Here is a 25328-nt window from a genome sequence, read left to right as displayed (position 1 = left end):
CCGCCGCACCGTCACCGGGCGGGGCAGCGCAGCCCCTCCCGGGGGACGGTGAGCGAGATCAGGTACGCGTCGACGGCCGCATTCACGCACGCGGTCTGCGGGTAGGCGGTGTGCCCCTCGCCCTCCCAGGTGAGCACCCGGCCGACGCCCAGCATCGAGGCCAGCGCGCCGGTCTGCTCGTAGGGCGTGGCCGGGTCACCGGTGGTGCCGACCACCAGGATCGGCGGCGCGCCGACGGCCCGCCCGGTCGGGTACGGGTCCCGTGCGCCCGGCCACTCCACGCAGCCGAGCATCCCCACCGCCAGCGCCGGGCCGAACAGCGGATATTTCTGCCGCCACTGCGACTGCAACGACCGGACCTGCTCCCGGGTCGGCTTCTCGGTCTCGTCGGCGCAGTTCACCGCCAGGTTGGCGTCGAACAGGTTGGAGTAGTGCCCGTCGTCCTCACGGCCGGCGTACGCGTCGGCGAGCTTGAACACGCCCGCCGGGTCACCGCCCTGCAGGTCGTCGATGGCCCGGGCCAGCTCCTGCCAGCCCTGCTCGGTGTAGAGCGACGAGATCACCGCGTAGAAGACCCAGCCGGCGGTGGCCACCCGACCGCCCGCGCCGCGCACCGGGGAGGTGTTGGCCTTGTCGATCGCGGCGGTGACCGCGCCCCGGGCGTCGGGCGCGATCGGGCAGCGGCCGGCGTTCGCCGCGCACCACCGGGAGAAGTTGTCGAACGCCCGCTCGAAGCCCTTGGCCTGACTCTCCGAGCCGGCGATCAGCTGCTGCCGCGGGTCGACCGCGCCGTCGAGCACCAGCGCGCGCACCCGCTGCGGGTAGAGCTGGGCGTAGGTCGCGCCGAGCAACGTGCCGTAGGAGTAACCGAGGTAGGTCAACTTCTCGTCGCCGACCGCCGCGCGCACCGCGTCCATGTCCCGCGCGGCCTGCTCGGTGCCGTAGAGCGGGAGCTGGTCGCCGTACTTGGCGCCGCACCGCGCGCCGATGCGCCGGTTGAGGTCGACGAAGCCGTCGAACGACGCCTGGCTCTCCGGGTCGGGGTCGTAGCCGAAGCTGGCGTCCAGGTCGGCGTCCGGGATGCACTTGACCGGGCTGGACCGGGAAACCCCGCGCGGGTCGAAGCCGACGATGTCGAACCGGTCGGTGACCGCCTTCGGCAGCCCGCCGAACGCCGGGCCGAAGGAGAGGTAGACAGCGGTGTCCACGCCGGAGGCCCCGGGGCCGCCCGGGTTGACCACCAGCGACCCGATCCGGTCGCGTTGCGTGGTGGACCGGGCCCGGATCAGCGCGATCTCGAACGTCTCGCCGGTGCCCGGCCCGGCGGTCGCGCCGGTGGCCGCCCCGGTGCCCCAGTTGCGGGGCACCGCGATCCGGGTGCACTCGTAGCGCATGTCGGCCGCGCCCCGGCCGACCAGCTCGCCCGGCACCTCGGGGCAGGCCCGCCAGGTGGGCGCGCTGCCCGGCGGGGCCGCCTCGACCGCGCCCCCGCTCTCGGCGCGCGGCGCGAACGCCGGCAGCGTGCAACCGGCGGTGAGCACCACCGCCGCGACGAACGCGGCCAGCGTGGGCCGGACCCGGCGGGGTCGGTCGGGCAGACGGGTCACGTGGGCGCCTTCCGTGATCGGGTCGACCGCCAGGCTACGCCCGGCCGCGGGTGTCGCTCACCGTCGCCGCCGGATCGCCGCGCAGCACCTCGTCGACGTCGTAGCGGATCGGGCGGTCGAGCTGGCCGTAGCCGCACGAGCGAGGGTCCCGGTCGGGACGCCAGCGGAGGAACCGGGCGGTGTGCCGCAGCCGGTCACCCTCCATCGCGTCGTAGGCGACCTCGACCACCAGCTCGGGGCGCAACGGCTCCCACTCCAGGTTCTTGCCGCCGGTCCACCGGCTCACCCCACCCGGGATGCGCTGGCCCCGCTCGTGGTCGCCGTGCACCCACGGGTGCTCGCCGCCGACCTCGCGGTAGGGCTCCAGCTCGTCGAGCAGCTCCTTGCGGCGGGCCATGCTGAACGAGGAGCTGACGCCGATGTGGTGCAGCACCCCGTCGTCGTCGTAGAGCCCCAGCAGCAGCGAGCCGACCACCGGGCCGGACTTGTGCCAGCGGAAACCGGCCACCACCGCGTCCGCCGTGCGGGCGTGCTTGACCTTGGACATCAGCCGCTTGCCCGGCTCGTAGGGCAGGTCGGCCGGCTTGACGATGAGCCCGTCCAGCCCGGCGCCCTCGAACACCTCGAACCAGCGCCGGGCCGTCGCCGGATCGGTGGTCACCTGCGTCACGTGCACCGGCGGCCGCACCCCGGCCAGGGCCCGCTCCAACTGCTCCCGGCGCTGCGGGTAGGGCCGGTCGGTGAGCAGCTCGTCGTCGAGCGCGAGCAGGTCGAACGCGACGAAGTCGGCGGGCGTGGTCTCGGCGAGCAGCGTCACCCGGGACTTGGCCGGATGGATCCGCTGGGCCAGCAGCTCGAAGTCGAGCCGCGGCTGCCCGCCGGGCCCGTCCCGGCGGATCACGATCAGCTCGCCGTCGACCGCGCACCGGGGCGGGAGCTGGCGGCGCGCCTGCTCGACCACCTCGGGGAAGTAGCGCGTCATCGACTTGCCGCCGCGACTGGCCAGCTCGACCTCGTCGCCGTCGCGGAAGACGATGCAGCGGAAGCCGTCCCACTTCGGCTCGTAGGTCAGGCCGGGATCGGTGGGCAGCTCGGCCACGCTCTTGGCGAGCATCGGCTCGACCGGCGGATTGATCGGCAGGTCCACGGCGACCAGTCAACCAGACCCCACCGACACCCGTGAGTCATCTCACCGCCGGCCCGGGGCGGCGTGTCCCGCCCCGAGCCCGTTCGTCACCCGCGACCGGATGGTGAAACCGCAGGTCAGAGCTACCGTCGCGGCGTGTCGGAGTGGAGTTGCAGATGCTGCGGTCGCTGGCGGGTCAGCGTGGAGCTGGTCCGAGGGCGCTACCGCTACCGGCTGGCGCACCGCTACCCGCCGGAGCACGGCGGCGGAGCCAACGTCGTCGGCGAGGCGGGCTCGGTGGCCGAGCTGGAGTGGCTGCTCCGCCGGTACGCCCCGGTCACCCTGGCCGACCTCCACGAGGCCGCCTGACGCGGATCGACGGCCGCTGGCCGAGCAGCTCGACCTGTCCCCGCCGAGCGCCTGCAAACTTGATGACGTGGACGGCTCACACCTTTGACTCATCCACGTCATCAAGTTTGTAGCCCCGGAGACCGCAGCCATCGGCCCCGCAACCGCAGGGACAACCGCGCATCGCCGCCCGGCGTATTCTCGGCGGACCGGCTCCGGGGAGGAACCAGCATGCGCTTCGTCGAGTCCGTCGAGATCGCCGCCGACATCGACCGGGTCTGGGCGGTGCAGACCGACGTGGAGCGCTGGCCGGAGTGGACACCCTCGGTCACCGCCGCCCGCCGGCTGGAGCCCGGGCCGCTGGCCCTCGGCTCGACCGCCCGGCTCACGCAGCCCCGGCTGCGTCCGGCGGTCTGGCGGGTCACCGAGATCGACCCGCCGTCCGGGTTCGTCTGGGAGTCCACCAGCCCCGGCGTACGCAGCCGGGGCGAGCACCGGCTGGTGCCGTTGGACGGCGGGCGGACCCGCGTCGAGCTGGTGCTGTCCCAGCGCGGCCCGCTGGCCGGGCCGGTCGGGCTGTTCGGCGGCGCCACCATGCGCCGCTACCTGCGGCAGGAGGCGGACGGGCTCAGGCGCCGCTGCGAGCGGGGTTGACCTTCTCCAGCACCGCCAGCCGGTTGCCGTTCTCGTCCGGCCGGTGCGCGACCACCAGATAGCCGCGCCGGGCATACAGGCCCAGGTTGTCGGCGCTCTCCGCGCCGGTGAACAGCGCGAACCGCGCGACCCGGCCGGCGCAGGCGTGCTCCACCGCGGTCAGCAGTCGCCCGCCGATGCCGTGCCCCTGCTGGTCGGGGGCGACCGAGAGCCGGCCCACGTGGGCGGTGTCGCCGTCGAGGCGGGCCCGCACCGAACCGACCAGCCGGGTCCCGCGCCGGGCGGCGAGCACCACGTCCGGGCCGGCCAGCGCCGCCCGCACCTCGTCCAGTGTCTCGGTCAGCGGGGGCAGGAACAGGTCCCGGTAGCGCTGCGCCTCCACCAGGTACGCGGCGCGCTGCACGGTGAGGATCTCCCCGGCGTCCGCGACGACGGCGGGAACGACGGTCACGTCGGTCATCGGGTCAGCTCACCACATCCGCTGCGGGCGGTCGTACCCTGACGGGTGTCCCCGCGCGAGGAGGAGGCCGACGTGGCCGAGCTGACGTACCCCGAGGTGGGCGCGACCCGCGACGGCGGCCGACCGGCCGGTTACCACCACCTGCGCCACCGGGTCCGGCTGCCGGACGGCGCGTTCCCGGCCGCGGCGGACGCGGTGCTCGGCTGGCGGCTGCACCGCGCCGCCGGCGTGGTGATGCGCGCCGACGCGCCGCGCGCCGCGCCCGGGGTGCGGGTCACGCCGGGGCTCGGCGTCGGCCCGGCCCGGATCTGGGGGCCGACCGAGGTGGTCTGGGCCGTGGACGAGCCGGACCGGGCCGGCTTCGGCTACGGCACGCTGCCCGGTCACCCGGAGATCGGCGAGGAGGCGTTCCTGGTCACCCGTGGTCCGGACGGGACCTGGTTCGAGGTGACCGCGTTCAGCCGGCCGGCCCGCTGGTACGTGCGCGCCGCCGGGCCGGTCACCCGGGGCTTCCAGCTCGGGTACGCGTGGTGGCTGGGGCGGACGCTGCGCCGGCTCTGCGCCAGCCGGTGACCGCTCAGTAACGGGCGAAGGACCGGATCGGGGCGCGCGGGCCGTACTTCGGCGCCTGGACGCCGGCGGCCTCCAGCAGCACGCACACCCGCCCCCGGTGGCCGGTGAACGGCGCCAGCAGCGCCAGCATCCGGGCGTCGTCGCCGCGTGGCTCCCCGGCCAGCGCCCAGGCGACCGTGTTCGGCACGTGGTAGTCGCCGACGCTGACCGCGTCCGGGTCCCCGTACGCGATCCGGACCACCTCGGCGGCGGTCCACGGCCCGACGCCGGGGATCGCGGTGAGCCGGCGGGTCGCCTCGGCGGCGTCCGCGCAGCGTTCCAGCCGGTCCGCGACGGCGGCGGCGCGGCGCAGCGTGTCGGCCCGTCGCTGCTCCACCCCGAACGGGTGGAACACCCAGTACGGGGTGGCCGCCACCGCAGCCGGTTCCGGCGGCAGCAGCAGCGGTTGCAGCGGGCCCGGCGCCGGCTCGCGGAAGTGCCGCACGGTCGCCGCGTACGCCCGGTAGGCCTCCTTGCCGGTGACCTTCTGCTCGAAGACGGCCCGCAGCAGCCGGGGGAACACCTGGCCGGTGGCCGGCATCCGCAACCCGTGGTGCTGGTGGGCCAGCCGGGCCACCAGCGGGTGCGCGGCGGCCAGCGCGGGGAAACCGGTCAGGTCGTCGGCCAGCCCGGCCACCCGGTCGGCGCGGTCCACCACCCAGGCCGCGCCCGGGCCGTACCCCTCGGCGACCAGTTCGCCGGCCTCCGGGCGCAGCGCCAGCGTGGCCGGACCGTCCGGGGTGCGGGTCGCCCACCAGAAGCTGCCGGCGGCGATCCGCGCGCACGGGTCGTACGGACTGAAGGTCAGCGCCCGCACCGAGGCGGCCAGCCGGTAGCCGGCCGGCGGGCGCAGCGTGCGGTGGGCGGCGGGCGAGGTCACCCCGCCACTCTGCCATGCGGTGCCGCCGTGACGACGAACACCGCCGCGCAGCCCGAGGGGTGCGCGGCGGTGGTCGTGCCGGGAAGCGGGGCGATGCCGGTACGTCCCGCTTCCCGGGTCCACGACGGTGACCGGCCGCGCCCTCCCCGGCGGCGGCCGGTCACCGTGTCCGGTGCGGTCAGTACGAGTAGTCCGAGCCGCCCGAGTCGCCGGAACCGCCGGACGCCGGCGGCGCGACCGCCTTCGGGGTGCCGGTCGGCAGGCAGGTCAGGTTCTTCTTGCCGTTCGGGTCGACGACGAACCAGGTGCCGCCGACGCCCTGGCCCTTCCACTGGCCCGGCTTCTTGTCGCCGATGTAGCGGTAGACCGGCCAGTCCCCGATGGTGATCTGCCGGGTGCCGTCCTGGCGGGTGACGGTGCCGACCTTGTCGTCGGAGACGCCCTGGAGCTGCGGGTTGCCGTCGGTCAGCGCCGGCGGCCAGACCTCGGCGCACTTGTCCACGCAGTTGGACTGCGCCGGGTTCGACGAGTCCTTGTCGAACCGGTACAGCACCCAGCCGTCCTGGTCGGTGACGACCTTGCCCATCCGGGGCAGCTTCTTGCCGACCAGTTCGTCGGTGAGTTTCACGTCCGACGGGGGCGCCTGGTCGGCGGCGGGAGCCTCCGGGGAGGCCGACGCCTCCGGCTCGGCCGCCGCGGTGGGTTCGGCCGCGGCGACGGCGACCGGCTCCGCCGCGCTCGAGTTCGCCCCGTCGTAGCCTGCGGGGGCGCAGGCCGTAAGTGCGACCATCGCGCTCGCGACGATGACGGTCGTCCGCATGTGGTGTGCCACGTGCCCTCCTCGTTCTTGGCAGTTCGCCCGGTAGTACGGGCCGGGGTGCTGTCAAGGTTGAAGTCGAAAGGGTGGGGCATTTCACAGTGGACCGATTGAACCGATCCGGTCCGTGGTGCGTGCGCCACCACGACGGGATCGTCCGGGAACGACACGACGGCGCCGGGCGGCCATCGCCGCCCGGCGCCGTCGGCGCTGTCGATCTACAGGTCGGAGACGGTCACCAGCGGGCTGGCCACGCCGTTGACGTCCACGGACTGCACCTGGACCTTCTCGATGTCGCCGAGCGGGGCCGAGGTCGACGCGCTCAGCTCCAGCGGAAGCTGGTTCTGGTTGGTGCCGTAGCCGCCCCCCGGCACCGACCAGGTGCCGACCACCTCGCTGGTGGCGTTCTTGCGCACCACCAACAGCCGGCAGGTGCGCGGCCCGGGCAGCCGGCTGAGCTGCACGGCGATCTGCGTGCCGTACTCCTTCTTCGCCAGCCACATCACCGTCTTCACGCCGGTGCCCGGGTCGGTGGCGTTGTGCTGGTCGCCCTCCTGCTCGTTGCCGCCGACGTCCGGGTCGTTCGGGTCGTCCGGCCGACTGCTCGGCGCGGCGGTCGGCACGCTCTGCGTCGGCCCGGCCTGCGGCGTCGGCGGCGGCGTGTCGGCGCCGAGGAACCCGGCCGCGACACCGCTCAGCCCGCCGAACACCACCACGGCCGCGGCGGTGGCCAGCAACTGCCGGACCCGGGTACGCCGCCGGTCCCGCCGCACCGCCACCAGCGTCCGGTCCAGCAGCGCCGGATCGGTGTGGGTCTGCTCCAGCGCGGCCATCGCCTCGCCGTCGATGCCGGAGAGCAGCCCCACCACGGGAACCATCGTCTCCAGCTCCGCCGCGCACGCCCAGCAGGTGGCCAGGTGCTCCTCGAACCGCTCCGCGTCCTGTGCGTCCAGCACACCGAGCGCGTACGCGGCGACGTCCATGTGGTCGGCCCGGCTCATTCCGTCACCCCCCTCTCCTGCAGAGCCGTGCGCAGCGCGCGCAGCGCGTAGTAGACCCGGGACTTCGCGGTGCCCAGCGGCAGGCCCAGCTCCTCCGCCGCCTCCGGCACGGTACGACCCCGGAAGTACGTCGCCACCAGGATCTCCCGGTGGGACTGGCTGAGCGTACGCAGCGCGTCCGCCACGGTCATCGTGCGCAGCACCCGGTCGGTGCTGTCCGCCTCGGCGAACGCGGTCAGGTCCCGGTCGTACGTCTCCGCCGGGCGGGCCTGTTCGCTGCGGTGCTCGTCGATGGCGATCCGCCGGGCCACCGTGACCAGCCAGGGGCGCAGCGAGCCCTGACCACCCTGCACGCCGAGGCGGTGCGCGTTGCGCCAGGCCCGCAGCAGCGTCTCCTGCACGATGTCCTCGGCGCGCTGCCGGTCCCCGCCGGTCAGTCGCATCACGAACATCAGCAGCGGGCCGGCGTGCTCCGCGTAGAGCAGGCGGATCAACTGGTCGGAGTGGCTGGCCTCGGCGGAGGTCGCCTGGTGGCGTCCGGGAGCGGGTCGAGGCGGCACCGGGTCATTCTGGCGATCGGCGGGCTGTGCGTCGACCCCCCGGGTCGAACGCGACGCGCGCGAGTGCGGCTGTGCCCGGGCGGACATCCACTGGGGCCTTGCCACCCCGCCCTGCCAGCCGACCGCCACCGCATGCATGCAGACCTCCGGTGTCCAATGACATCAGCCGGCCCCCCACGGGCATGGCCGCCCGGGGATACGCACCGATCCGCCGATCGGATCAACGTTTGACGGAAAAGATTCCTGGCGGCGGTGGCGTGGAGTCGACAGCGTCCGCGTCGTGGACCACCGGGACGCCGCCGGCGAACCGGTCCAGCTCGTCGCCGGCCACCACCCGGCCCGGGAACCAGTCGCCGGCCGCCCGCCGGGACAGCTCCGGCACCGGCGGGTCCACCCGCGACGCCACCAGCACCAGGTTGCCGTACCGCCGGCCGCGCAGCACCGCCGCGTCGCCCACCAGGCAGGCCCGGGGCAGCACGGTCCGCACGGTGGCGACCTGCCCCCGGGCGTGCCGCAGCGGCGGGCCGTCCGCGACGTTCGCCAGGTAACAGCCGTCCGGCGCCAGCACCCGGGCCACCTCGGCGACGAACTCCACCGAGGTCAGGTGGGCCGGGGTGCGGGCGCCGGCGAAGACGTCCGCCACGATCACGTCGTACCCGCCGTCCCGGCTGGACGACAGCGTGGCGCGGGCGTCGGCCACCCTCACCCGCAACCGGGGATCGGCCGGCCAGGGCAGCTCCCGCCGGACCAGCTCCACCAGCGCGCCGTCCACCTCGGACACCCGCGACGTCGAACCGGGCCGGGTGGCCTGCACGTACCGCGGCAGGGTCAGCGCGCCGCCGCCCAGGTGCAGCACCCGCAGCGGCGCACCGGCGGGCGCCACCAGGTCGATCGCGGCGGCCAGCCGCCGGACGTACTCGAACTCCAGGTGCGTCGGGTCGGTGAGGTCCACGTGCGACTGCGGCGCCCCGTCCAGCAGCAGCGTCCACGAGCCGGGACGGTCCCGGTCCGGCACCAGCTCGGCCCGGCCGGTGTCCACGTCCGCCACCACCCGGTCGGTGTCCCGTCGCCGGCCCATCAGCGCCGCATCCCCCGCGCCGCCGAGGTGAGCACCCGGTGCAGCAGCCGCGCGTCGCCGAGCATGCCGCGCAGCTTGCGCTCCAGCCCGGCGATCGGCACCAGGTTCTGCGGGGCCCGCGGGTCCTTGTACGGCGTGGACGCGAACCGGGGCAGCGTGACCAGCGACAGGTCGGCCAGCGCTACCGCCTCCGGCACGGTCAGCTCGGCCGAGCACTCCATCCGGACGATGCCCGCCCAGGGCGCCCCGGCCGCCACCGGCAGGCGCAGATACCACGACCATCCGCCCCACGCCGTGCCCAGCCGGAACACCGGGCAACGCTGACCCGGCGCCAGCCCGGTCACCACCGCGGTGAGCCGGGCGTCGAGATACTGGCTGTGCTGCGTCTTGATGTAGCCCAGCGTGCGCGGCAGGTTCCGCCGGCTGCGCAGCGGACCGTCCACCACCAGCAGGTCACCGTCGGCGCGGACCGCGTCCGAGACGGCCACCTCCAACGCGGTCAGCGGACCCTGCACCGCGGCCGGCAGCTTGCTCAGCTCGCCGGTGCCGCCGACCCGGTGCACCGGGTAGCGGATCGCGCCGGCCACCACGTCCTGCGCGGACGGGCTGGCGGTGAACAACCCCCGGCCCACCCGGCAGCCGGCCAGCTCGGCGGCGCCCCGGTCCAGGTCACAGCGGACCACCCCGGCCGCGTAGGAGGCGGCGATGCCGGGGAACGAGCCGCCGTCCTCCTCGGCCGTCCAGACGCTGGCGTCGATCCGGCGCACCCCGTCGACGAGCAGCACCACGTCCGGCGCCCGCACCCCCGGGCGCCTGTCGATCGCCCGCCAGTCGGTGACCGGCAGCTCGACGTCGGCCTCCACCTGGGCGCTGCTCGGCGCCGCCGGCCCGGCCCCGCCAGCGGCCTCGAACGACGCCCCGTACGCCGGGTCCCACGAGTCGACGAAGAACCGGGGCTGCGACGGCGTCACGCGGCGCTCACAGGCCGGTCCGCTCGATGCGGGCCGTGCGGGCGTCCTTGCGGACCTCGAAGCGGACCGGGATCCGTTCGGCCAGCGCCGGCACGTGGGTGACCACCCCGACCATCCGGTCCCCCCGGGCGGCCAGGTTCTCCAGCGTGGCCGCGACCGTGTCCAGCGTGGCCGCGTCGAGCGTGCCGAAACCCTCGTCCAGCACGATCGACTCCAGGCTCGCCGCGCTCGTCGACATGCCCGCCAACTGCTCCGACAACGCCAGCGCCAGCGCCAGTGACGCCTGGAACGTCTCCCCGCCGGACAGCGTCCGCACCCCGCGCCGCAACCCGGCGTCGTGGTGGTCGACCACGAAGAACTCGCCCTTGTCGTGCATCAGGTCGTACTGCCCGCCGGACAGCTCCCGCAGGATCCGCGACGCGCCGTCGACCAGCAGGTCCAGCGCCTCGGTGAGCAGCCAGCGCTCGAAGTTGTTGGCCCGCAGGTGGCCGGCGAGCGCGCGGGCCACCCGCGCCTGCCGCTCGTGGCCGGCCCGCTGCTCGCGCAGCTCGGCCGCCTGCTCGCGGCGCTCGGTGAGCCGGCGCAGCTCCGCCTCGGCCCGCTCCACCGCCACGGCGGCGTCGCGCAGCGGATCGTCCGGCGCGTCCAGCCCGGCGGCGGCGAACAACGCGCCGATCCGGTCGGACACCTCGGCCGCCGCCCGCTGGGCCGCGTCCACCGCGTCGGCCCGCCCGCCCCGGTCGGCCCGCCGCCGGTCGGCCTGCTCGCCCGCCCACCCGGCCAGCGCCGCCCAGGCCACCGCCACGTCGTCCCGGTCGGCGGCCGGCGGGCCGAACCGGGCCAGCCCGTCCCGCACCGCGTCGAAGTCGCGCCACGCCCGGCGCAGCCGGTCCTGCGCGCCGTCGAGCGTGCCCCGCGCCCGCCGGGCGGCCTCCCGGCCGGCCCGCACCGCGCCGCCCGCCTCGTCAAGCGCGGCCCGCAGCCGGGCGTGCTCGGCCAGAGTCCCGCGCAGCGCCTCCGGCGCGGCGGCGCCCGCGAGCTGCCCGTCCAGCTCGGCCAACCGGGCGGCGAGCCCGTCCTGCTCGGTCCGGACCCGCAGCAGCACCCGGTCCAGGTCACGGGCGGCGGCGTCGCGCTCGGCCACCACCCGCTTGGCGGCCTCGCTGGCCGTCCGCGCCGCCTTGCCGGCCGCGATCGCCCGGCTCACCGCCGAACCCTTCGGCATCGCCGGCACGGCGGTGACCACCTGCTCGCACACCGGGCAGGGCGCCCCGCCGACCAGGTGCGCCCGCAGCGCCACCGCCTGGTCGGCGGCCTTGGCCTCCTCGTGCGCCCGGAACGCCGCCTCCAGCTCGACCTCGGCCCGCTCGGCGGCGGCCCGCGCCGTGTGCAGCGCCGCGACCGCGGCGTCGTGCTCGGCCCGCGCCGCGTCGGCCGTCGCGCGGACCGTCGCCGCCTCGCCGGTCAACCGCTCCCGGTCGGCGTACGCCCGCAGCAGCAGGCGCAGCGCGCTCTCGTCGCCGGCCGCCGCCAGCTCGCCGCGCAGCTTCTCCTCCCGCTCCTCGGCCAGCCCGACCGCCGCGGTCGCCTCGTCGACCGCCACCCGGGCCGCGGCCACCGCGCGGGCCAGCTCGGCGGTGCCGTCCGGCGGCCGGACCCCGGCCAGCACGCCCAGCTCGGCGTCGAGCGCGGCCAGCGCCGCGGCCCGCTCACCGGCCGTGGCCCGGGCCCGCTCCAACTCCGGTACGGCCGCCGCGACCGCCCCGGCCAGCTCCCGCACCGCCTCGACCCGGCCCCGGGCGTCGGCCAGCCGCGCGTCGTCCACGTCGGCGAGACCGCCGAGCACCTTGTCGACCGTCTCCAGCTTCGCCTCGGCCTGCCCGGCGCGCTCGACCGCCTTCTTCTGCACGCCCTCGTAGACACCCAGCCCGAGCAGGTTCACCAGGATCTGCTGGCGGGTGGCCGGCTTGGCGTGCAGGAAGTCGGCGAACTGCCCCTGTGGCAGCACCACGCAGGAGGTGAACTGCTCGTACGGCAGCCCGACCGCGTCGAGCACGGCCTGCTCCATCTCGGCCGGCGTGCCCGCCACCACGTCGCCCAGATCCTCCGGGCTGAGCCCGGTGTCCAGCTTGGTGACGTCGAAGCCCTGCGGCATGAGCTGGAGCCCGGCGTTGGCCGTCTTCACCGTGCCCCGGCCGTCGCGCCGGACCACCCGGGTGGCGACGTACCGGTCGCCGGCGGACTCGAAGACCAGCCGGACCCGCGCCTCGGTGGCGGACGGCGCCAGCGCGTTCGCCAGCCCCCGCGCGCCGCCCCAGCGCGGCACCGTGCCGTAGAGCGCGAAGCAGATCGCGTCGAGCACCGTCGACTTGCCCGATCCGGTCGGCCCGACCAGCGCGAAGAAGTCGGCGTCGGTGAAGTCGACGGTGGTCTCCTCGCGGAACACGGTGAAGCCGGCCATGTCCAGCCGTATCGGCCGCATCAGTGCTCCACCTCCTCGAGCAACTCGTCGAAGAGTTCCCGCACGCCGTCGTCGGCGTGCCCGCGGCTGCCCAGGTAGTCGGCGAACAGCTCGCGCGGCGAGCGGCCGGCCCGCTGGGCCGTGCGGGTGCCGCTGCCCGGCGCCGGCATCAGCTCCGGGTCGATCCGGATCTCCAACGCCCGGGGGAGCAGCTCCTGCACCTCCTCGCGCAGCCCGGCCCGGGGCTGCTCCCGGACGAAGACCCGCAGCCAGCCGTCGGGCGGCTCGATCTCGGCGAGCTGCGCCAGCGTGCCCCGCACCGTGCGCAGCGGCACCGCGCCGGGCACCGGCACCTCCCGGACCCGGGCAGCGGTGGTGGCGGTGACCTCCACGATCGTCACCGAGCCGACGTTCTCCTGCTCGCCGAAGTCGACAGCGAGCGGGCTGCCGCTGTAGCGGATCGGGCAGGGGCCGATCACCCGCTGCGAGCGGTGCAGGTGGCCCAGCGCCACGTAGTGCGCGTTGCCGGGGAAGACGGTCGCCGGCACCGCGTAGCCGAGCACGGTGTGCGCGTCCCGCTCGCCGCCGCCGGTGCTCGCCCCGACCACTGTCAGGTGCGCGGTGACCAGGTGCACCCGGTCCGGCTCGGTGAAGCCCTCGGCCAGCTTGCCGAGCACCCGGCCGAGATGGTCGGCGTAGGTCTGGTTGGCCTCGGCCGGGGTGAGCGCGTACATCTCCACCGCGCGGACCGCGTAGCGCTGGGACAGGAACGGCAGCGCGGCGACCTGCCACCGCTCGCCGTCCCGGGTCACCCCGTCGACCACGTGCTCGGCCGGATTCTCCCGGACGCTGCCGCGCAGCGTGATGCCGGCGGCGTCGGCCCACGGGCGCAGCGCGTCGAGCGCCGCGCCGTTGTCGTGGTTGCCGCCGATCGCCAGCACGTCGGCGCCGGTGCGGCGCAGCGCGGTCAGCGCGCGGGTGACCAGCCGGGTCGCCTCCGGCGTGGGCGCGGCGGTGTCGTAGAGGTCGCCGGCGACGATCACCAGGTCGGGCCGCTCCTCGCGGGCGATGTCGATCACCTGGGCGAGGACCTGCGTGTGCTCCTCGGCCCGGGACTGCCCCTTGAGGACCTTGCCGACGTGCCAGTCGGAGGTGTGCAGGATCTTCATGGTGGGTCGCCGCCTAGAACGGGATGTCGTCGTCGGAGGTGCCGGAACCGACCACCGCGAACGGGTCGGCGGCCTGCGTGATCGACCGTAGCGTCTCCGACGGGGCGCGGCCCGCCTCGGAGACGCGGGTGGCCCACGCCGGGAACGGGAACTCCAGGCAGAGCGGCACCGGGATGTCGGGCTGGTTGACGAACATGGTGCCGGGCTTGGCCAGCAGCGCCCGCTGCCGCTGCGCGGGCGGCAGGAAGCCGTACTCCGGGCGGGACGCCTCGGCCGGGTCGAGCCGGCCGACCACCCGGATCGCCGAGTTGGTGACGATCCGCCGCTCCACCTCGCTCGCGGTCTGTTGCGCGCCGACCAGGATCACCCCCAGCGAGCGGCCCCGCTCGGCGATGTCGAGCAGCACCTCCTTGATCGGGGAGGAGCCCTCGCGGGGCGCGTACTTGTTCAACTCGTCGAGCACGACGAAGAGCAACGGCTTGGCGGTGCCGGCCTTCTCCTTGCGCTCGAACTCGCTCTTGAGCGTCACGCCGACCACGAAGCGCTGCGCGCGGTCCGGCAGGTTGTGCAGGTCGACCACGGTGACCTGGGCGCTCTCCGCGGTGTTGATCGAGTGCGGGCGGCGGGTGGCCAGATCACCGCGGATCAGCCGGCCCAGGTCCTTCTTGCTGCCGATGAGCCGGCGGGCGAACGCGTTGACAGTGCCCAGGCCGACCGCGCTGCCGGCCCAGTCGCCCCGGGTCTCGTCGTCGTTGAGCTGCTCGACCACGTGGTCGACCAGGTCGGCGTAGGAGCCGAGGCGGACCCCGTCGATGCTCACCCCGCCGTCGGCGGGCTGGGCGTAGCGGGCCAGGTGGGCGGCGACCGAGTGGACCACCATGGTGTATTGCTGGCGCTCGTCGTCGGCGTCGGCGAACACGTAGGGCAGCAGCCGGTCGGCGCAGAACTCGCTCAGCGTCCAGTAGAAGCTGTCCACGCCGGTGAGCCGGCTGCTCACGTCCGGCGTGCCGGAGGAGTCACCGACCCGGGGCGGGGCGTACACCCGCACGTCGGGGAACGCGCCGGCGTCGAGACCGAGCTTCGCGTACGCCGCGCGGGTCGGGTCGTCGAGCCGGGTGTTCGGGTGGTCGAGGAAGAGCAGGTCCTCGCCCTTCACGTTGAAGATCAGCGCCTTGGCGTTGACCGCGTCGCCACCGAGCACGCCGGAGCGGAACACCGAGTAGAGCAGGAAGGTGGCGAAGCTGGTCTTGGTGGCGACGCCGGAGATGCCGGAGATGGAGACGTGCGCGCCCCGGGTGCCGTCGAGGAAGTCGGCGTTGAGGTAGACCGGCACGCCGTCGCGGCCCATCCCCATCGGGATCCGCCGCTCCATCCGGTCGAAGTGCAGCGCCCGGGCCCGGGCGTCGCCCTCGGCCCGGTGCACCACCGCGCCCGGGGTGGGCGGGACGTAGAACTCCGGGTCGACCCGGGTGGTGGTGATCTCGGCGGCCTCCTGCACCTGGGCCGGCAGCGTGCCGTCGGCGATGGCGAAGACGTCGGAGTCGAACTGCGCCCCCTCGTGCCGGGCGCGCACCTGGGTCACCACCCCGGCGATGGTCACCGGCTCGCGGTCGGGCAGCTCGCGTCGGGTCACCACCACGTCGTCGAGTTGCAGGTAGCTCCCCGGGGCGACGGCCGTCCAGAAGGTGAGCGGGGTGGCGTCGGCGGTGCCGAGCACTCGGCCCACCCCCTCGCCGGGGCCGTCGAGCTGGTCGTCGGTCATCGGCGGTCTCCGGTCGGCTGGTCGTCGGGTTGGCGGCGCACGCCCTGCATCCTGCCCGAGGGATGCGACAGGTCGCCATGCGACGCGTCGGACGCCACGCCGGCCGGTCGCCGGGCGGATCCGGGCGACCACGGTCCGTGCGATTCCGCTCCCGACGCGCCTCCGGCGCGAGATCCTGCAAGGAAGGCCGGGAGAGCGGGGGAGCGGCACGTGGCGTCGACACGGGGCCGGCTGGTCGGGCTGTTCGTCCTCGCCGCGGCCCTGCCGGCGGTCGAGGAGGTGGTGCTGGTCGCCGTGCGGTTCCACGCCGCCCGGGCGCTCGCGCCGCAGGTCACCGCCGTCTGGCCGTACGACTCGTACCACGACCTGCGGTGGCTGCTGGTCTACCACGACTCGTGGGGGAGCTTCGGGCTCGGCCTGCTCGCGGTGATCGTGCTCCGCGGGCTGTTCTCCGCGCTGCTCGCCTGGCTGGCCTGGCCGGCCGGCACGCCCCGGCCGTCGGGGCGCCGGCTGCTCCGGCGCAACCTGGTGGTCGCCGTGGTGGCGGCGTTGGTGGTCTCGCCGTGGGCCGCGCTCTCCGTCGCCTTCTCCGCGGTGGCGCTGTCCTGGTACCTGTTCGCCTCGCTCGGTCCACTGCTGGTGACCGCGCCGTTCCTGGCCCGGGCCGGCGTGGTGGACCGCTGGTGGCGCGGGCTGCCGACGATCGAGCTGGTCGGCTGGTCGACGCTCAACTTCGCGGTGCTCACCCTGGCCGGCGCGCTGATCTCCAGCGTTCCCGGCTGGTGGCCGGTGCCGGTCGCCGCGCTCGCCGGGGCGGCGAACGGGGCGCTCTGGCTGCGGGTCGTGGACGCCGCGGTGCGACCGGCCCGGGTCCACCTGCCCCGCCTCCCGGCCGCGCCGATCGCGATCGCGCTGGCCGTGGTCGGCGCGGTCTGGGCCGAGTCGATCATCGGCATCGCCACCGGCGGGCAGGGGTCGTGGCGCCCGCCGATCCTGTCCCAGCGCCTGCCGGACCGGGTGCCCGAGGCGATGATCGTGCTGGGCGGGCACGACTCGCGCTGGGACGGCGAGCCGGCCGCCGACCCCCGGGTCGAGCGGTACTCCTACCGGGGACTGGACGCCTCGGGGCGCCCGCGGCCGTACCGGCCGGAGGCCACCCACCAGTCGCTGGACACCAGCGCCGCCGTGCTGGCGGCGCACGTGCGGGCGTTGCACCGGCGTACCGGACGGCCGATCGCGTTGGTCGGGCAGAGTGAGGGCGCGATGGTGATCCGCACCTACCTGGACAAGCTGCCCCGGGGGCCGGTGACCGCGGCGGTGCTGTTCAGCCCGCTGGTGCGCGCCGGCCGCACCTACTATCCCCCACCGGGGTACGAGGGCTGGGGCGTGGCCACCGGCTGGCAACTGCGGGCGCTGTTCTGGCTGGCCGACCTGCCCCGACCGGTGAAGAACCAACCGGACGAACCGTTCGTGCGGTCGATCCTGGTGGACGCGCCGTTCTATCGCAACCGCACGCTCTGCCCGGTGCCGGGCGTCCGGATGATCGCGTTCCTGCCCACGGTGACCGCCGCCGAGGCGCCGCCCGGGGAGTACAGCCACGTGCCGGTCTACCAGATGCCCGCGTTCCACGGCGGCCTGATCGGCAACCGGTCCGTCCAGGACGAGGTGACCCGGTTCCTGGCGGGCGAGCCGATCAACCGGCCGCGCCGCGAGTACGACCTGCTCCAGCGCCTCGGCTCGGCCTGGCAGGCGCCGTCGCTGCTGCTGACGCAGAACCCGCTGTGGTCGGCCACGCGGGAGGGTGACCCGGCGCGCACCGGTCAGGTCTGTCAGCCGCGGTGATCAGCCGGCGCGTACCGGCCGGGCGGTGGTCAGCCGGCGCGCGCCACCCGGCGGTGCCGCAGCAGCAGCCGCAGCGCGGCCCCGTCGAGCGCCACCACGAGCACGGCCCGGACCGGCGCGTACGGCAGGAGCAGCAGGTCGACCACGACTGCGGGCAGCACGCAGCAGCACGCCACCGGCACCGCCCACCGCCGACCGGTGAGCACCGCCAGCCCGGCGACGGTGACCGCCACCCCGACCGCGAGGTGCGCCCACGCCCAGGCGCCGAGGTCGACCCGGTAGACGCCGTCGGCGGTCGCCACGGCGAACCGGGCGTGCCGGGTGTGCGCCCAGGCCGACACCGCGTCCACCAACCCGGCGGCGGCGAGCAGCCCGGAGGCGAGCAGCGGCCGGCGGACCGGGCCCGCCCCGGCCAGCTCCGTCACGCCCATTTCCCCAGGCTAGGCCCCTCCCGCCGCCCCCGGCGCCCAATCCCCACCCCACCCCCACCCCCACCCTTGCGCGCTGATTCACGGAAAGCGTGGCTATCCCGGGCGAAATAGCGACTCTTTCCGTGAATCAGTGCGCGGGGCGCGAGCGCGGGGCGCGCGGGGCGCGCGGGGCGCGGGGTGGGGCGCGGGCACGGCACGGGGCGGGGCGGGGCACGGGGTGGGGCGGGGCGCGGGGCACGCGGGGCGCGGGGCGCGCGGGGTACGCGGGGCGCGGGGGGCGCGGGGGGCGCGGGGTGGGGCGCGCGGGCCCGGGGTGGGGCGGGGCACGGGGTGGGGCGGGGCGCGGGGGCGGGGTGGTCAGGCGGCGGGGGCGGCTCCGGCGGGCGGCGGGTCGCCCGGGTCGCGGGCGTAGCGCAGCATCAGCACCCCGTCGGCGGCGGCCAGCACGTGCCGCAGCGGCAGGTGACGCGCGGCGCTGCCGGTTCCGGCGGTGATCCGGCCCGGGCCGGCGCCGGCGAGCAGCGGCGCCACGGTCAGGCACAGTTCGTCGACCAGGTCGGCCGCGGTGAGCGCGCCGAACAGGTGTGGCCCGCCCTCGCAGAGCACCTGGCCCAGCCCGCGGCGGTGCAACTCGGCCAGGCCGGCGGCCAGGTCGACGTGGTCGGTGCCGCAGCGGATCAGGTCGGCCACCTCGGTGAGCCCGGCCGGTGGTTCGGCGTGGCCGTGGGTGAGCACCAGCGGTCGGACCGGTGCGTCGGCGAAGCAGGCCTGGGCCGGGTCGAGGTCGAGCGAGCCGGAGACCACCACCAGCGTCGGGAACTCGGCGAGGCCGTGCGCGCGGCGCCAGGCCCGGCGGTCGGCGCTCAGCCGGACCGCGCGGTAGCCCTCGTGCCGCAGCGTGCCGGCGGCCACCAGCAGGCCGTCGCAGAGCATCCGCAGCAGCCCGAAGACGCGCTTGTCCGGTTCGCCGGAGAGCCCGGCGGAGTAGTCGTCCAGGGTGACCGCGCCGTCCGCGCTGGCCACGAAGTTCACCCGCAGGTGCGGCCGCGGTGCCCGGCCGTAGAGCGCGGTGAGCTGCGGGTCGGTCAGCGGACCGGACCCGGGTACGGGCCAGATCCGTTCGACCGGCGGGCCGGCGCTCATTCGCCGGCCGGACCGGTGACCGGAGGGGTGGGTCGGGAAGCGCGGTGCTGGCAGTCGCACCTCGTCCGGCCGGGGCAGTCGTCGTGCCGCCGTTCCCGGCAGGCTCGGCAGATCATGCTGGCAGCCTATGCCGCGTCCGGGCGGCGCAGCGCACGCGGTAACGAAATGGGAACGCTCCCAGTGGCCTATTGACACCCCTGTTACCTGCCGGCAATCTCATGGGAGCGCTCCCGCGAGTGGCGTGGATCTCTTTCCTGCCCGCTCCGGCCCGGCGCTAAACGCACCCCCCACCACAGAGATATTTCGCCTCACCACCGAAAGAGGGGTCTCGGATGAGCGTCCCAATTCGCCGCCGACAGCTCGCGGCCATCGCGCTCGCGTCTGTCGCGGTGCTCGCCACCGCCACCGCCTGCAGCGACGACTCGTCGTCCGACGGCGGCAGCAGCGACGGCCCGGTCACCCTGGTCGTCGACGTCTTCGGCGACCAGGGCTTCGGCTACGAAGACCTGTACAAGCAGTACGAGGCCGAGCACACCAACGTCAAGATCCAGGAGCGCGGCAAGGGCCTCGGTCTCGGTGACTACAACACCCGCCTGACCCAGCAGATCACCGCCGGCTCCGGCGCCGGTGACGTGGTGGCCCTCGAAGAGGGCACGATCGTCCAGTTCTACGCGCAGGCCGACAAGTTCGTGAACCTGGCCGACCACGGCGCGAACGACCTCAAGGGCAACTTCCTGCCGTGGAAGTGGGAGCAGGGCAGCACGCCCGACGGCAAGGTGCTGGGCCTCGGCACCGACGTCGGCTCGATGGCGCTGTGCTACCGCACCGACCTGTTCAAGGCCGCCGGCCTGCCCACCGACCGCGAGCAGGTCGGCGCGCTCTGGCCGACCTGGGACCAGTTCATCGCCACCGGCCAGAAGTTCGCCGCCGCCGACAAGAAGCACAAGTTCGTCGACTCGGCGACCAACTTCTACAACGTGGTGCTGATGCAGGTCGCGGGCCAGGGCACCGGCTACACGTACTACGACAAGAGCAACAAGCTGGTCATCGACCAGAACCCGGACGTGCAGGCCGCATACCAGCTCACCACCAAGATGATCGCCGCCGGGCTGTCGAACAACCTGCAGTCCTTCTCCAACGAGTGGAACGCCGGTTTCAAGAACGGCACCTTCGCCACCATCGCCTGCCCGGCGTGGATGACCGGTGTGATCAAGGGTCAGGCTGGTGACGCGGCGGCCGGCAAGTGGGACATCGCCAAGGCCCCCGGCGCCGGTGGCAACTGGGGCGGTTCGTTCCTCGGCGTGCCGAAGTCGAGCAAGCACCAGAAGGAGGCCGTGGAACTGGCCAAGTTCCTGACCAGCGCCAAGGGCCAGATCGGCGCGTACAAGGCGGTCGGCAACCTGCCGTCGAACCCGCAGGCGCTCACCGACCCGGCCGTGGCCGACTCGACCAACGACTACTTCAGCAAGGCCCCGGTCGGCAAGATCTTCGCCGCCGGCGCCACCGACCTGAAGCCGGTCTACCTCGGCCCGAAGAACAACGCGGTCCGCACCGCCGTGGAGAACACGCTGCGCGCCGTGGAGCAGGGCAAGTCGGCCGACGAGCAGTGGCAGGCGGCCTTGAAGAACGGTGCGGCCGCCGGTAAGTGATCCGGCTGAGCCGCCCGCGGGGGGGGGGGGGGGGGGGGGGGGCGCCGGGGGCCCCCCCCCCCCCCCCCCCCCCCGCGGTGCCCGCAGAGCCCGGCGTCCCCCGTGAGGCGGGCGACGCCGGCCGAGGAGAAGGACTCCTGATGAGCCTCGACCTGCACGCCACGGCGCCGCCCGAGCCCGGTCCGCCGCGCGCCGCCCGTCCCGCCGCGCACCGTCGCGCCGCCTCCGCGACCAAGCTGGACCTGAAGTACTCGCCCTACCTGTACGTCCTGCCGTTCTTCCTGATCTTCGCGGTGTTCAGCGCGTACCCGATCGTGTACACGGTCTGGATCGCGTTGACCGACCGCTCGCCGCTCAACTCGACCATCTCCTTCGTGGGGCTGGACAACTTCGTCGAACTGATCACCGACGACCCGCAGTTCTGGAACGCGGTGGTGAACACGTTCGGCATGTTCGTGCTCTCCACCGTGCCCCAGCTGATGCTGGCGCTGATGCTGGCCAACGCGCTGAACCGGCGGCTGCGCGCGCAGACCTTCTTCCGGATGGCCATCGCGATGCCGATCATCACCTCGACCGCGGTGGTCGCGCTGATCTTCTCGATGATCTACGCCAAGGACTTCGGCCTGGTCAACTGGCTGCTCGACAGCGTCGGCCTGGACCCGATCGACTGGCGGGCGAACCGCTTCGCCTCCTGGTTCGCCATCTCCACCATGGTCGACTGGCGCTGGGTCGGCTACAACGCGCTGATCTACCTGGCCGCGATGCAGTCGATCAGCAAGGACATGTACGAGGCCGCCGCGCTCGACGGCGCGTCCCGGCGACGGCAGTTCTGGTCGATCACCGTCCCCCAGCTGCGTCCCACGATCATCTTCACGCTGATCATCTCCACCATCGGCGGGCTCCAGCTGTTCACCGAGCCGCTGCTGTTCACCAGCGGGTCGGGCGGTCTCTCCGGCGGCTCCGAGGGCCAGTTCCAGACCATCACGATGTACCTGCTCGACGTGATGAACCAGCGCTTCCGGTGGGGGTACGCCGGGGCGGTCGCGCTCGTGCTCTTCGTGCTCATCGCACTGATGTCGACGATCAACTATCTGTTGGCCCGACGCATCAGCTCCGACAAGTGAAGGTGACGAGATGACGACCACCACACTCCGTCCGCCCACCCGGCCGACCGCGCCGGCCAAGGCCACCCACCAGGCCGAGCGGCTCTGGAAGGCCAGCCCGCTCACCTGGTTCGGGCTGGTCCTCGGCGTGATCCTGTCGCTGTTCCCGTTCTACTGGATGATCGTGATCGCCTCGCGGACCAACGACGCGGCCAACTCCTGGCCGCCGCCGTTCCTGCCCGGCGGCAAGCTCGGCGAGAACATCGAGCGGGTGCTGGCCAACGGCGACGCCAACGTCGTCAAGGGGCTGATGAACTCGTTCCTGGTCTCCGGGACGATCACCATCGCCACGGTGTTCTTCGGCTCGCTGGCCGGCTTCGCGTTCGCCAAGCTCCGCTTCCGGGGCAAGAACGCGCTGCTGCTGATCATCCTCGCCTCGATGATGGTGCCGATCCAGCTCGGCGTGCTCCCGCTCTACATCCTGATGGCGAAGCTCGACTGGCTGAACACCATGCCGTCGGTGACCGTGCCGTTCCTCATCGGCGGCTTCGGGATCTTCATGATGCGCCAGTACGCCGAGCAGGCGGTCCCGAACGAGCTGATCGAGGCCGCCCGGGTGGACGGCTGCTCGACCTGGAAGGTGTACTGGCACGTGGTGATGCCCGCGCTGCGTCCCGCCGCCGCGGTGCTCGGCCTGCTCACGTTCATGGAACAGTGGAACCAGTTCTTCTGGCCGTTCGTGGTGCTGGCCGACCCGTCCAACCCCACCGTCCAGATCTCGCTGCGCAGCCTCAACACCGCCTACTTCGCCGACAACTCGCAGATCTTCGCCGGTACGTTGATCGCCACCCTGCCCCTGTTCGTCGTGTTCGTTCTGTTCGGCCGCCAGATCATCGGCGGCATCATGGAAGGCGCCGTCAAGTCGTGAGCAACCCAGCCAGCCCGCCCGCCGTCGGCGTTCTCGACGAGGGCCCGGCCCTGACCTTCCCGCCCGGCTTCCTCTGGGGCGCGGCGACCGCCGCGTACCAGATCGAGGGCGCCGCGGCGGAGGGTGGCCGTACGCCGTCGATCTGGGACACCTTCAGCCACACCGAGGGTCGGACGGTGGCCGGGCACACCGGCGACGTGGCCTGCGACCACTACCACCGGATGCCGGACGACGTGCGGCTGATGGCCGACCTGGGGCTGCGGTCGTACCGCTTCTCGGTCTCCTGGCCGCGGGTGCAGCCGGGTGGCACCGGCGCGATCAACCAGGAGGGGATGGACTTCTACAGTCGCCTGGTCGACGAGCTGCTCGGCCACGGCATCGAGCCCTGGGTGACGCTCTACCACTGGGACCTGCCCCAGCCGCTGGAGGACGCCGGCGGCTGGCCGGCCCGGGACACCGCCGGCCGGTTCGCCGAATACTCGGCACTGGTCGCCGACGCGCTCGGCGACCGGGTGAAGTACTTCACCACGCTGAACGAGCCGTGGTGCTCGGCGTTCCTCGGCTACGGCTCCGGCGTGCACGCGCCGGGCCGCAGCGACGGCGCGGACGCGGTCCGGGCCGGGCACCACCTGATGCTCGGGCACGGCCTGGCCGTGCAGGCGGTTCGGGCGTCCCGCCCGGAGGCGGAGCTGGGCATCACGGTGAACCTCTACCCGGTCACCCCGGCCACCGGGTCGGCGGCGGACGCCGACGCGGCCCGGCGCATCGACGCGCTGGCCAACCGGTTCTTCCTGGACCCGGTGCTGCGCGGCGCGTACCCGGCCGACCTGGTCGCCGACCTGCGGGGCATCACCGACCTCGGACACGTCCGGGACGGCGACCTGGCGACCATCTCCACGCCGCTGGACATGGTCGGGGTCAACTACTACAGCCGGCACGTGGTCGCCGCGGCGGTCGAGGGGGCGGAGCCGGAGCCCTACTGGCGGGCGCCGTCCTGCTGGCCGGGCAGCGAGGACGTCCGGTTCGTCAGCCGGGGCGTGCCGGTGACGGACATGGACTGGGAGATCGACGCCCCGGGCCTGACCGAGACGCTGGAGCGGGTCCACCGGGACTACACCGACCTGCCGCTCTACGTCACCGAGAACGGCTCGGCGTTCGTCGACACGCTGGCCGACGGCCGGGTCGACGACCCGGACCGGCTGGCCTACTTCGCCGCGCACCTGCGCGCGTCGCACGCCGCGATCGAGGCCGGGGTGCCGCTGAAGGGCTACTTCGCCTGGTCGCTCATGGACAACTTCGAGTGGGCCTGGGGCTACACGAAGCGGTTCGGCATGGTCTATGTCGACTACGACAGCCAGGCCCGGATCGCGAAGTCCAGCGCCAGGTGGTACGCCGACGTGATCCGACGCAACGGCCTGGCCGCACAATAAGCTGGGCCAGCCAGTAACGGGTGGTGGCCCGGCGCCGGAGCCTCAACCGGTGCCGGGCCCGCCCGACCGTCGGAGGAGCACAGACGATGACAACGCAGCGCACCCGCTCGCTCGGGCGCCCGACCCTCGACGCGGTCGCGGCCCGCGCCGGCGTCGGGCGCGGCACGGTCTCCCGCGTGGTCAACGGCTCGCCGCAGGTCAGTCCGGAGGCCCGGGCGGCCGTCCAGCAGGCCATCGCCGAGCTGGGGTACGTGCCGAACCGGGCCGCCCGGGCGCTGGTCACCCAGCGGACCGACTCGGTGGCCCTGGTGGTCTCCGAGTCGGGGGAGCGGGTCTTCACCGAGCCGTTCTTCGCGGCGATCGTCCGGGGCGTCAGCTCCGGTTTGGTGGAGACGCCCATGCAGCTCTGGCTGGCCATGGTGCAGTCGCCGATCGAGCGGGAGCGGGTCGAGCACCACCTGACCAACCAGCACGTGGACGGCGTACTCCTGCTCTCGCTGCACGACTCGGACCCGCTGCCCACGCTGCTGGAGGAGCGCGGCCTGCCCGCGGTGCTCGGCGGCCGGCCGGCGCGGATGCTGCACCCGAACGCCCAGCCCGCGTGGTTCGTCGACGTGGACAACGTCGGCGGCGCCCGGCAGGCGGTGGAGCACCTGGTCGCCCGGGGGCGGCGGCGGGTCGCCACCATCGCCGGCCCGCAGGACATGGGCGCCGGCCTGGCCCGGCTCTCCGGCTACCGGGAGGCGGTGCGCGCCGCCGGGGGCGCGGTCGAATCCGGGCTGATCGCGTACGGGGACTTCAGCGAGGGCAGCGGCACCGCCGCCATGCGCCGGCTGCTGGACTCCTGCCCGGATCTGGACGCCGTCTTCGTCGCCTCCGACCTGATGGCCTTCGGCGCGTTGCGCGCGCTGCGGGAGGCCGGTCGCCGGGTGCCCGAGGACGTGGCCGTGATCGGCTTCGACGACGCCCCGATCGCCCGCCAGGCCGAGCCGCCGCTGACCACGGTGTTCCAGCCGGTGGAGGAGATGGGTCGGCAGATGGCCCGCCTGCTGGTCTCCCGCATCCGCGGCGACGACGTCCCGTCCCCCCACGTCCTCCTGAACACCCAACTGATCCACCGCGCCTCCGCCTGACGCCCCGCACGCTACCCCGCACGATCCGCGCTGATTCACGGAAAGAGTGGTCATTCCGCGCGCGATGACCACTCTTTCCGTGAGCTTGTCTCATCCTGTTTGTGCTGGTCGGGGGGTCTTGACGTGGTGGTGTGAGGTGTTTTCTGGCTGGTCGGTGGGGTGT

At 74.2% G+C, this 25328-nt stretch carries 23 protein-coding genes; 9 read left to right on the top strand and 14 right to left on the bottom strand.

Annotated elements, in window-relative coordinates:
- Positions 1 to 11: 11 nt before the first annotated feature.
- Both ACH495_RS23540 and ACH495_RS23535 read right to left on the bottom strand, forming a co-directional pair.
- A complete protein-coding gene (locus tag ACH495_RS23540) occupies positions 12 to 1598 on the bottom strand; it encodes an alpha/beta hydrolase (RefSeq protein WP_396860058.1) in 1587 nt (528 codons plus the stop codon).
- A 43-nt stretch (positions 1599 to 1641) separates the two neighbouring features.
- Positions 1642 to 2754 (bottom strand): ATP-dependent DNA ligase, encoded by a 1113-nt coding sequence (locus tag ACH495_RS23535; RefSeq protein WP_396859866.1) that lies wholly within the window; start codon positions 2752 to 2754, stop codon positions 1642 to 1644.
- 135 nt (positions 2755 to 2889) lie between these two features.
- Between ACH495_RS23535 and ACH495_RS23530 the strand changes: the two genes are divergently transcribed.
- On the top strand, positions 2890 to 3102 hold the full coding sequence (locus ACH495_RS23530) for a hypothetical protein (protein WP_396859865.1): 213 nt from the start codon (positions 2890 to 2892) through the stop codon (positions 3100 to 3102).
- 210 nt (positions 3103 to 3312) lie between these two features.
- Positions 3313 to 3735, top strand: a complete 423-nt coding sequence (locus ACH495_RS23525; RefSeq protein WP_396859864.1) for an SRPBCC family protein — start codon at positions 3313 to 3315, stop codon at positions 3733 to 3735.
- On the opposite strand, the gene ACH495_RS23520 is transcribed toward ACH495_RS23525, so the two are convergent.
- Positions 3710 to 4195 carry a GNAT family N-acetyltransferase gene (locus ACH495_RS23520; RefSeq protein ID WP_396859863.1) on the bottom strand — a complete coding sequence of 162 codons (486 nt, stop codon included), beginning with the start codon at positions 4193 to 4195 and terminating at the stop codon, positions 3710 to 3712. The genes ACH495_RS23525 and ACH495_RS23520 overlap by 26 nt on opposite strands.
- Positions 4196 to 4240: 45 nt before the next feature.
- On the opposite strand from ACH495_RS23520, the gene ACH495_RS23515 reads away from it, so the two are divergent.
- Complete coding sequence (locus ACH495_RS23515) at positions 4241 to 4768, top strand: DUF1990 family protein (protein WP_396859862.1); 528 nt, start codon at positions 4241 to 4243, stop codon at positions 4766 to 4768.
- A gap of 4 nt (positions 4769 to 4772) precedes the next feature.
- Here ACH495_RS23515 and ACH495_RS23510 read toward each other — a convergent pair whose 3' ends face one another.
- From ACH495_RS23510 to ACH495_RS23470, 9 genes are all read right to left on the bottom strand, one after another.
- Positions 4773 to 5687 carry a DNA-3-methyladenine glycosylase family protein gene (locus tag ACH495_RS23510; protein ID WP_396859861.1) on the bottom strand — a complete coding sequence of 305 codons (915 nt, stop codon included), beginning with the start codon at positions 5685 to 5687 and terminating at the stop codon, positions 4773 to 4775.
- Between the two features lie 178 nt (positions 5688 to 5865).
- Positions 5866 to 6519, bottom strand: coding sequence for a hypothetical protein (locus tag ACH495_RS23505; protein WP_396859860.1), 654 nt, complete (start codon positions 6517 to 6519; stop codon positions 5866 to 5868).
- Between the two features lie 203 nt (positions 6520 to 6722).
- On the bottom strand, positions 6723 to 7505 hold the full coding sequence (locus ACH495_RS23500; RefSeq protein ID WP_396859859.1) for an anti-sigma factor family protein: 783 nt from the start codon (positions 7503 to 7505) through the stop codon (positions 6723 to 6725).
- A complete protein-coding gene (locus tag ACH495_RS23495) occupies positions 7502 to 8203 on the bottom strand; it encodes a sigma-70 family RNA polymerase sigma factor (RefSeq protein ID WP_396859858.1) in 702 nt (233 codons plus the stop codon). The genes ACH495_RS23500 and ACH495_RS23495 overlap by 4 nt, the downstream gene beginning before the upstream one ends.
- Before the next feature lie 82 nt (positions 8204 to 8285).
- On the bottom strand, positions 8286 to 9143 hold the full coding sequence (locus ACH495_RS23490; RefSeq protein WP_396859857.1) for a spermidine synthase: 858 nt from the start codon (positions 9141 to 9143) through the stop codon (positions 8286 to 8288).
- Entirely contained in the window at positions 9143 to 10114 is a 972-nt protein-coding gene (locus ACH495_RS23485; RefSeq protein WP_396859856.1) for a hypothetical protein, read from the bottom strand. The genes ACH495_RS23490 and ACH495_RS23485 overlap by 1 nt, the downstream gene beginning before the upstream one ends.
- A gap of 7 nt (positions 10115 to 10121) precedes the next feature.
- A complete protein-coding gene (locus ACH495_RS23480) occupies positions 10122 to 12596 on the bottom strand; it encodes an AAA family ATPase (protein WP_396859855.1) in 2475 nt (824 codons plus the stop codon).
- Complete coding sequence (locus ACH495_RS23475; RefSeq protein WP_396859854.1) at positions 12596 to 13744, bottom strand: exonuclease SbcCD subunit D; 1149 nt, start codon at positions 13742 to 13744, stop codon at positions 12596 to 12598. The genes ACH495_RS23480 and ACH495_RS23475 overlap by 1 nt, the downstream gene beginning before the upstream one ends.
- 13 nt (positions 13745 to 13757) lie before the next feature.
- Positions 13758 to 15506 carry an ATP-binding protein gene (locus ACH495_RS23470; RefSeq protein WP_281935217.1) on the bottom strand — a complete coding sequence of 583 codons (1749 nt, stop codon included), beginning with the start codon at positions 15504 to 15506 and terminating at the stop codon, positions 13758 to 13760.
- Between the two features lie 210 nt (positions 15507 to 15716).
- On the opposite strand from ACH495_RS23470, the gene ACH495_RS23465 reads away from it, so the two are divergent.
- On the top strand, positions 15717 to 17348 hold the full coding sequence (locus ACH495_RS23465; protein WP_396859853.1) for an alpha/beta hydrolase: 1632 nt from the start codon (positions 15717 to 15719) through the stop codon (positions 17346 to 17348).
- Between the two features lie 29 nt (positions 17349 to 17377).
- On the opposite strand, the gene ACH495_RS23460 is transcribed toward ACH495_RS23465, so the two are convergent.
- Positions 17378 to 17779 carry a hypothetical protein gene (locus tag ACH495_RS23460; RefSeq protein WP_396859852.1) on the bottom strand — a complete coding sequence of 134 codons (402 nt, stop codon included), beginning with the start codon at positions 17777 to 17779 and terminating at the stop codon, positions 17378 to 17380.
- Positions 17780 to 18136: 357 nt separating this feature from the next.
- Positions 18137 to 18922 carry a pyrimidine reductase family protein gene (locus ACH495_RS23455; protein ID WP_396859851.1) on the bottom strand — a complete coding sequence of 262 codons (786 nt, stop codon included), beginning with the start codon at positions 18920 to 18922 and terminating at the stop codon, positions 18137 to 18139.
- Between the two features lie 332 nt (positions 18923 to 19254).
- Between ACH495_RS23455 and ACH495_RS23450 the strand changes: the two genes are divergently transcribed.
- From ACH495_RS23450 to ACH495_RS23430, 5 genes are all read left to right on the top strand, one after another.
- Complete coding sequence (locus tag ACH495_RS23450) at positions 19255 to 20571, top strand: ABC transporter substrate-binding protein (protein ID WP_396859850.1); 1317 nt, start codon at positions 19255 to 19257, stop codon at positions 20569 to 20571.
- Between the two features lie 140 nt (positions 20572 to 20711).
- Positions 20712 to 21695, top strand: coding sequence for a carbohydrate ABC transporter permease (locus tag ACH495_RS23445; protein WP_396859849.1), 984 nt, complete (start codon positions 20712 to 20714; stop codon positions 21693 to 21695).
- A 10-nt stretch (positions 21696 to 21705) separates the two neighbouring features.
- On the top strand, positions 21706 to 22602 hold the full coding sequence (locus tag ACH495_RS23440; protein ID WP_343442705.1) for a carbohydrate ABC transporter permease: 897 nt from the start codon (positions 21706 to 21708) through the stop codon (positions 22600 to 22602).
- Positions 22599 to 24032, top strand: coding sequence for a GH1 family beta-glucosidase (locus tag ACH495_RS23435; RefSeq protein ID WP_396859848.1), 1434 nt, complete (start codon positions 22599 to 22601; stop codon positions 24030 to 24032). The genes ACH495_RS23440 and ACH495_RS23435 overlap by 4 nt, the downstream gene beginning before the upstream one ends.
- A gap of 86 nt (positions 24033 to 24118) precedes the next feature.
- Positions 24119 to 25165, top strand: a complete 1047-nt coding sequence (locus tag ACH495_RS23430; RefSeq protein ID WP_396859847.1) for a LacI family DNA-binding transcriptional regulator — start codon at positions 24119 to 24121, stop codon at positions 25163 to 25165.
- The last annotated feature ends 163 nt before the right edge of the window (positions 25166 to 25328 follow it).

The sequence above is a fragment of the Micromonospora sp. NPDC018662 genome, assembly GCF_044391475.1.
GTDB lineage: Bacteria > Actinomycetota > Actinomycetes > Mycobacteriales > Micromonosporaceae > Micromonospora.
This window is presented reverse-complemented; position numbering and strand designations above follow the sequence as displayed.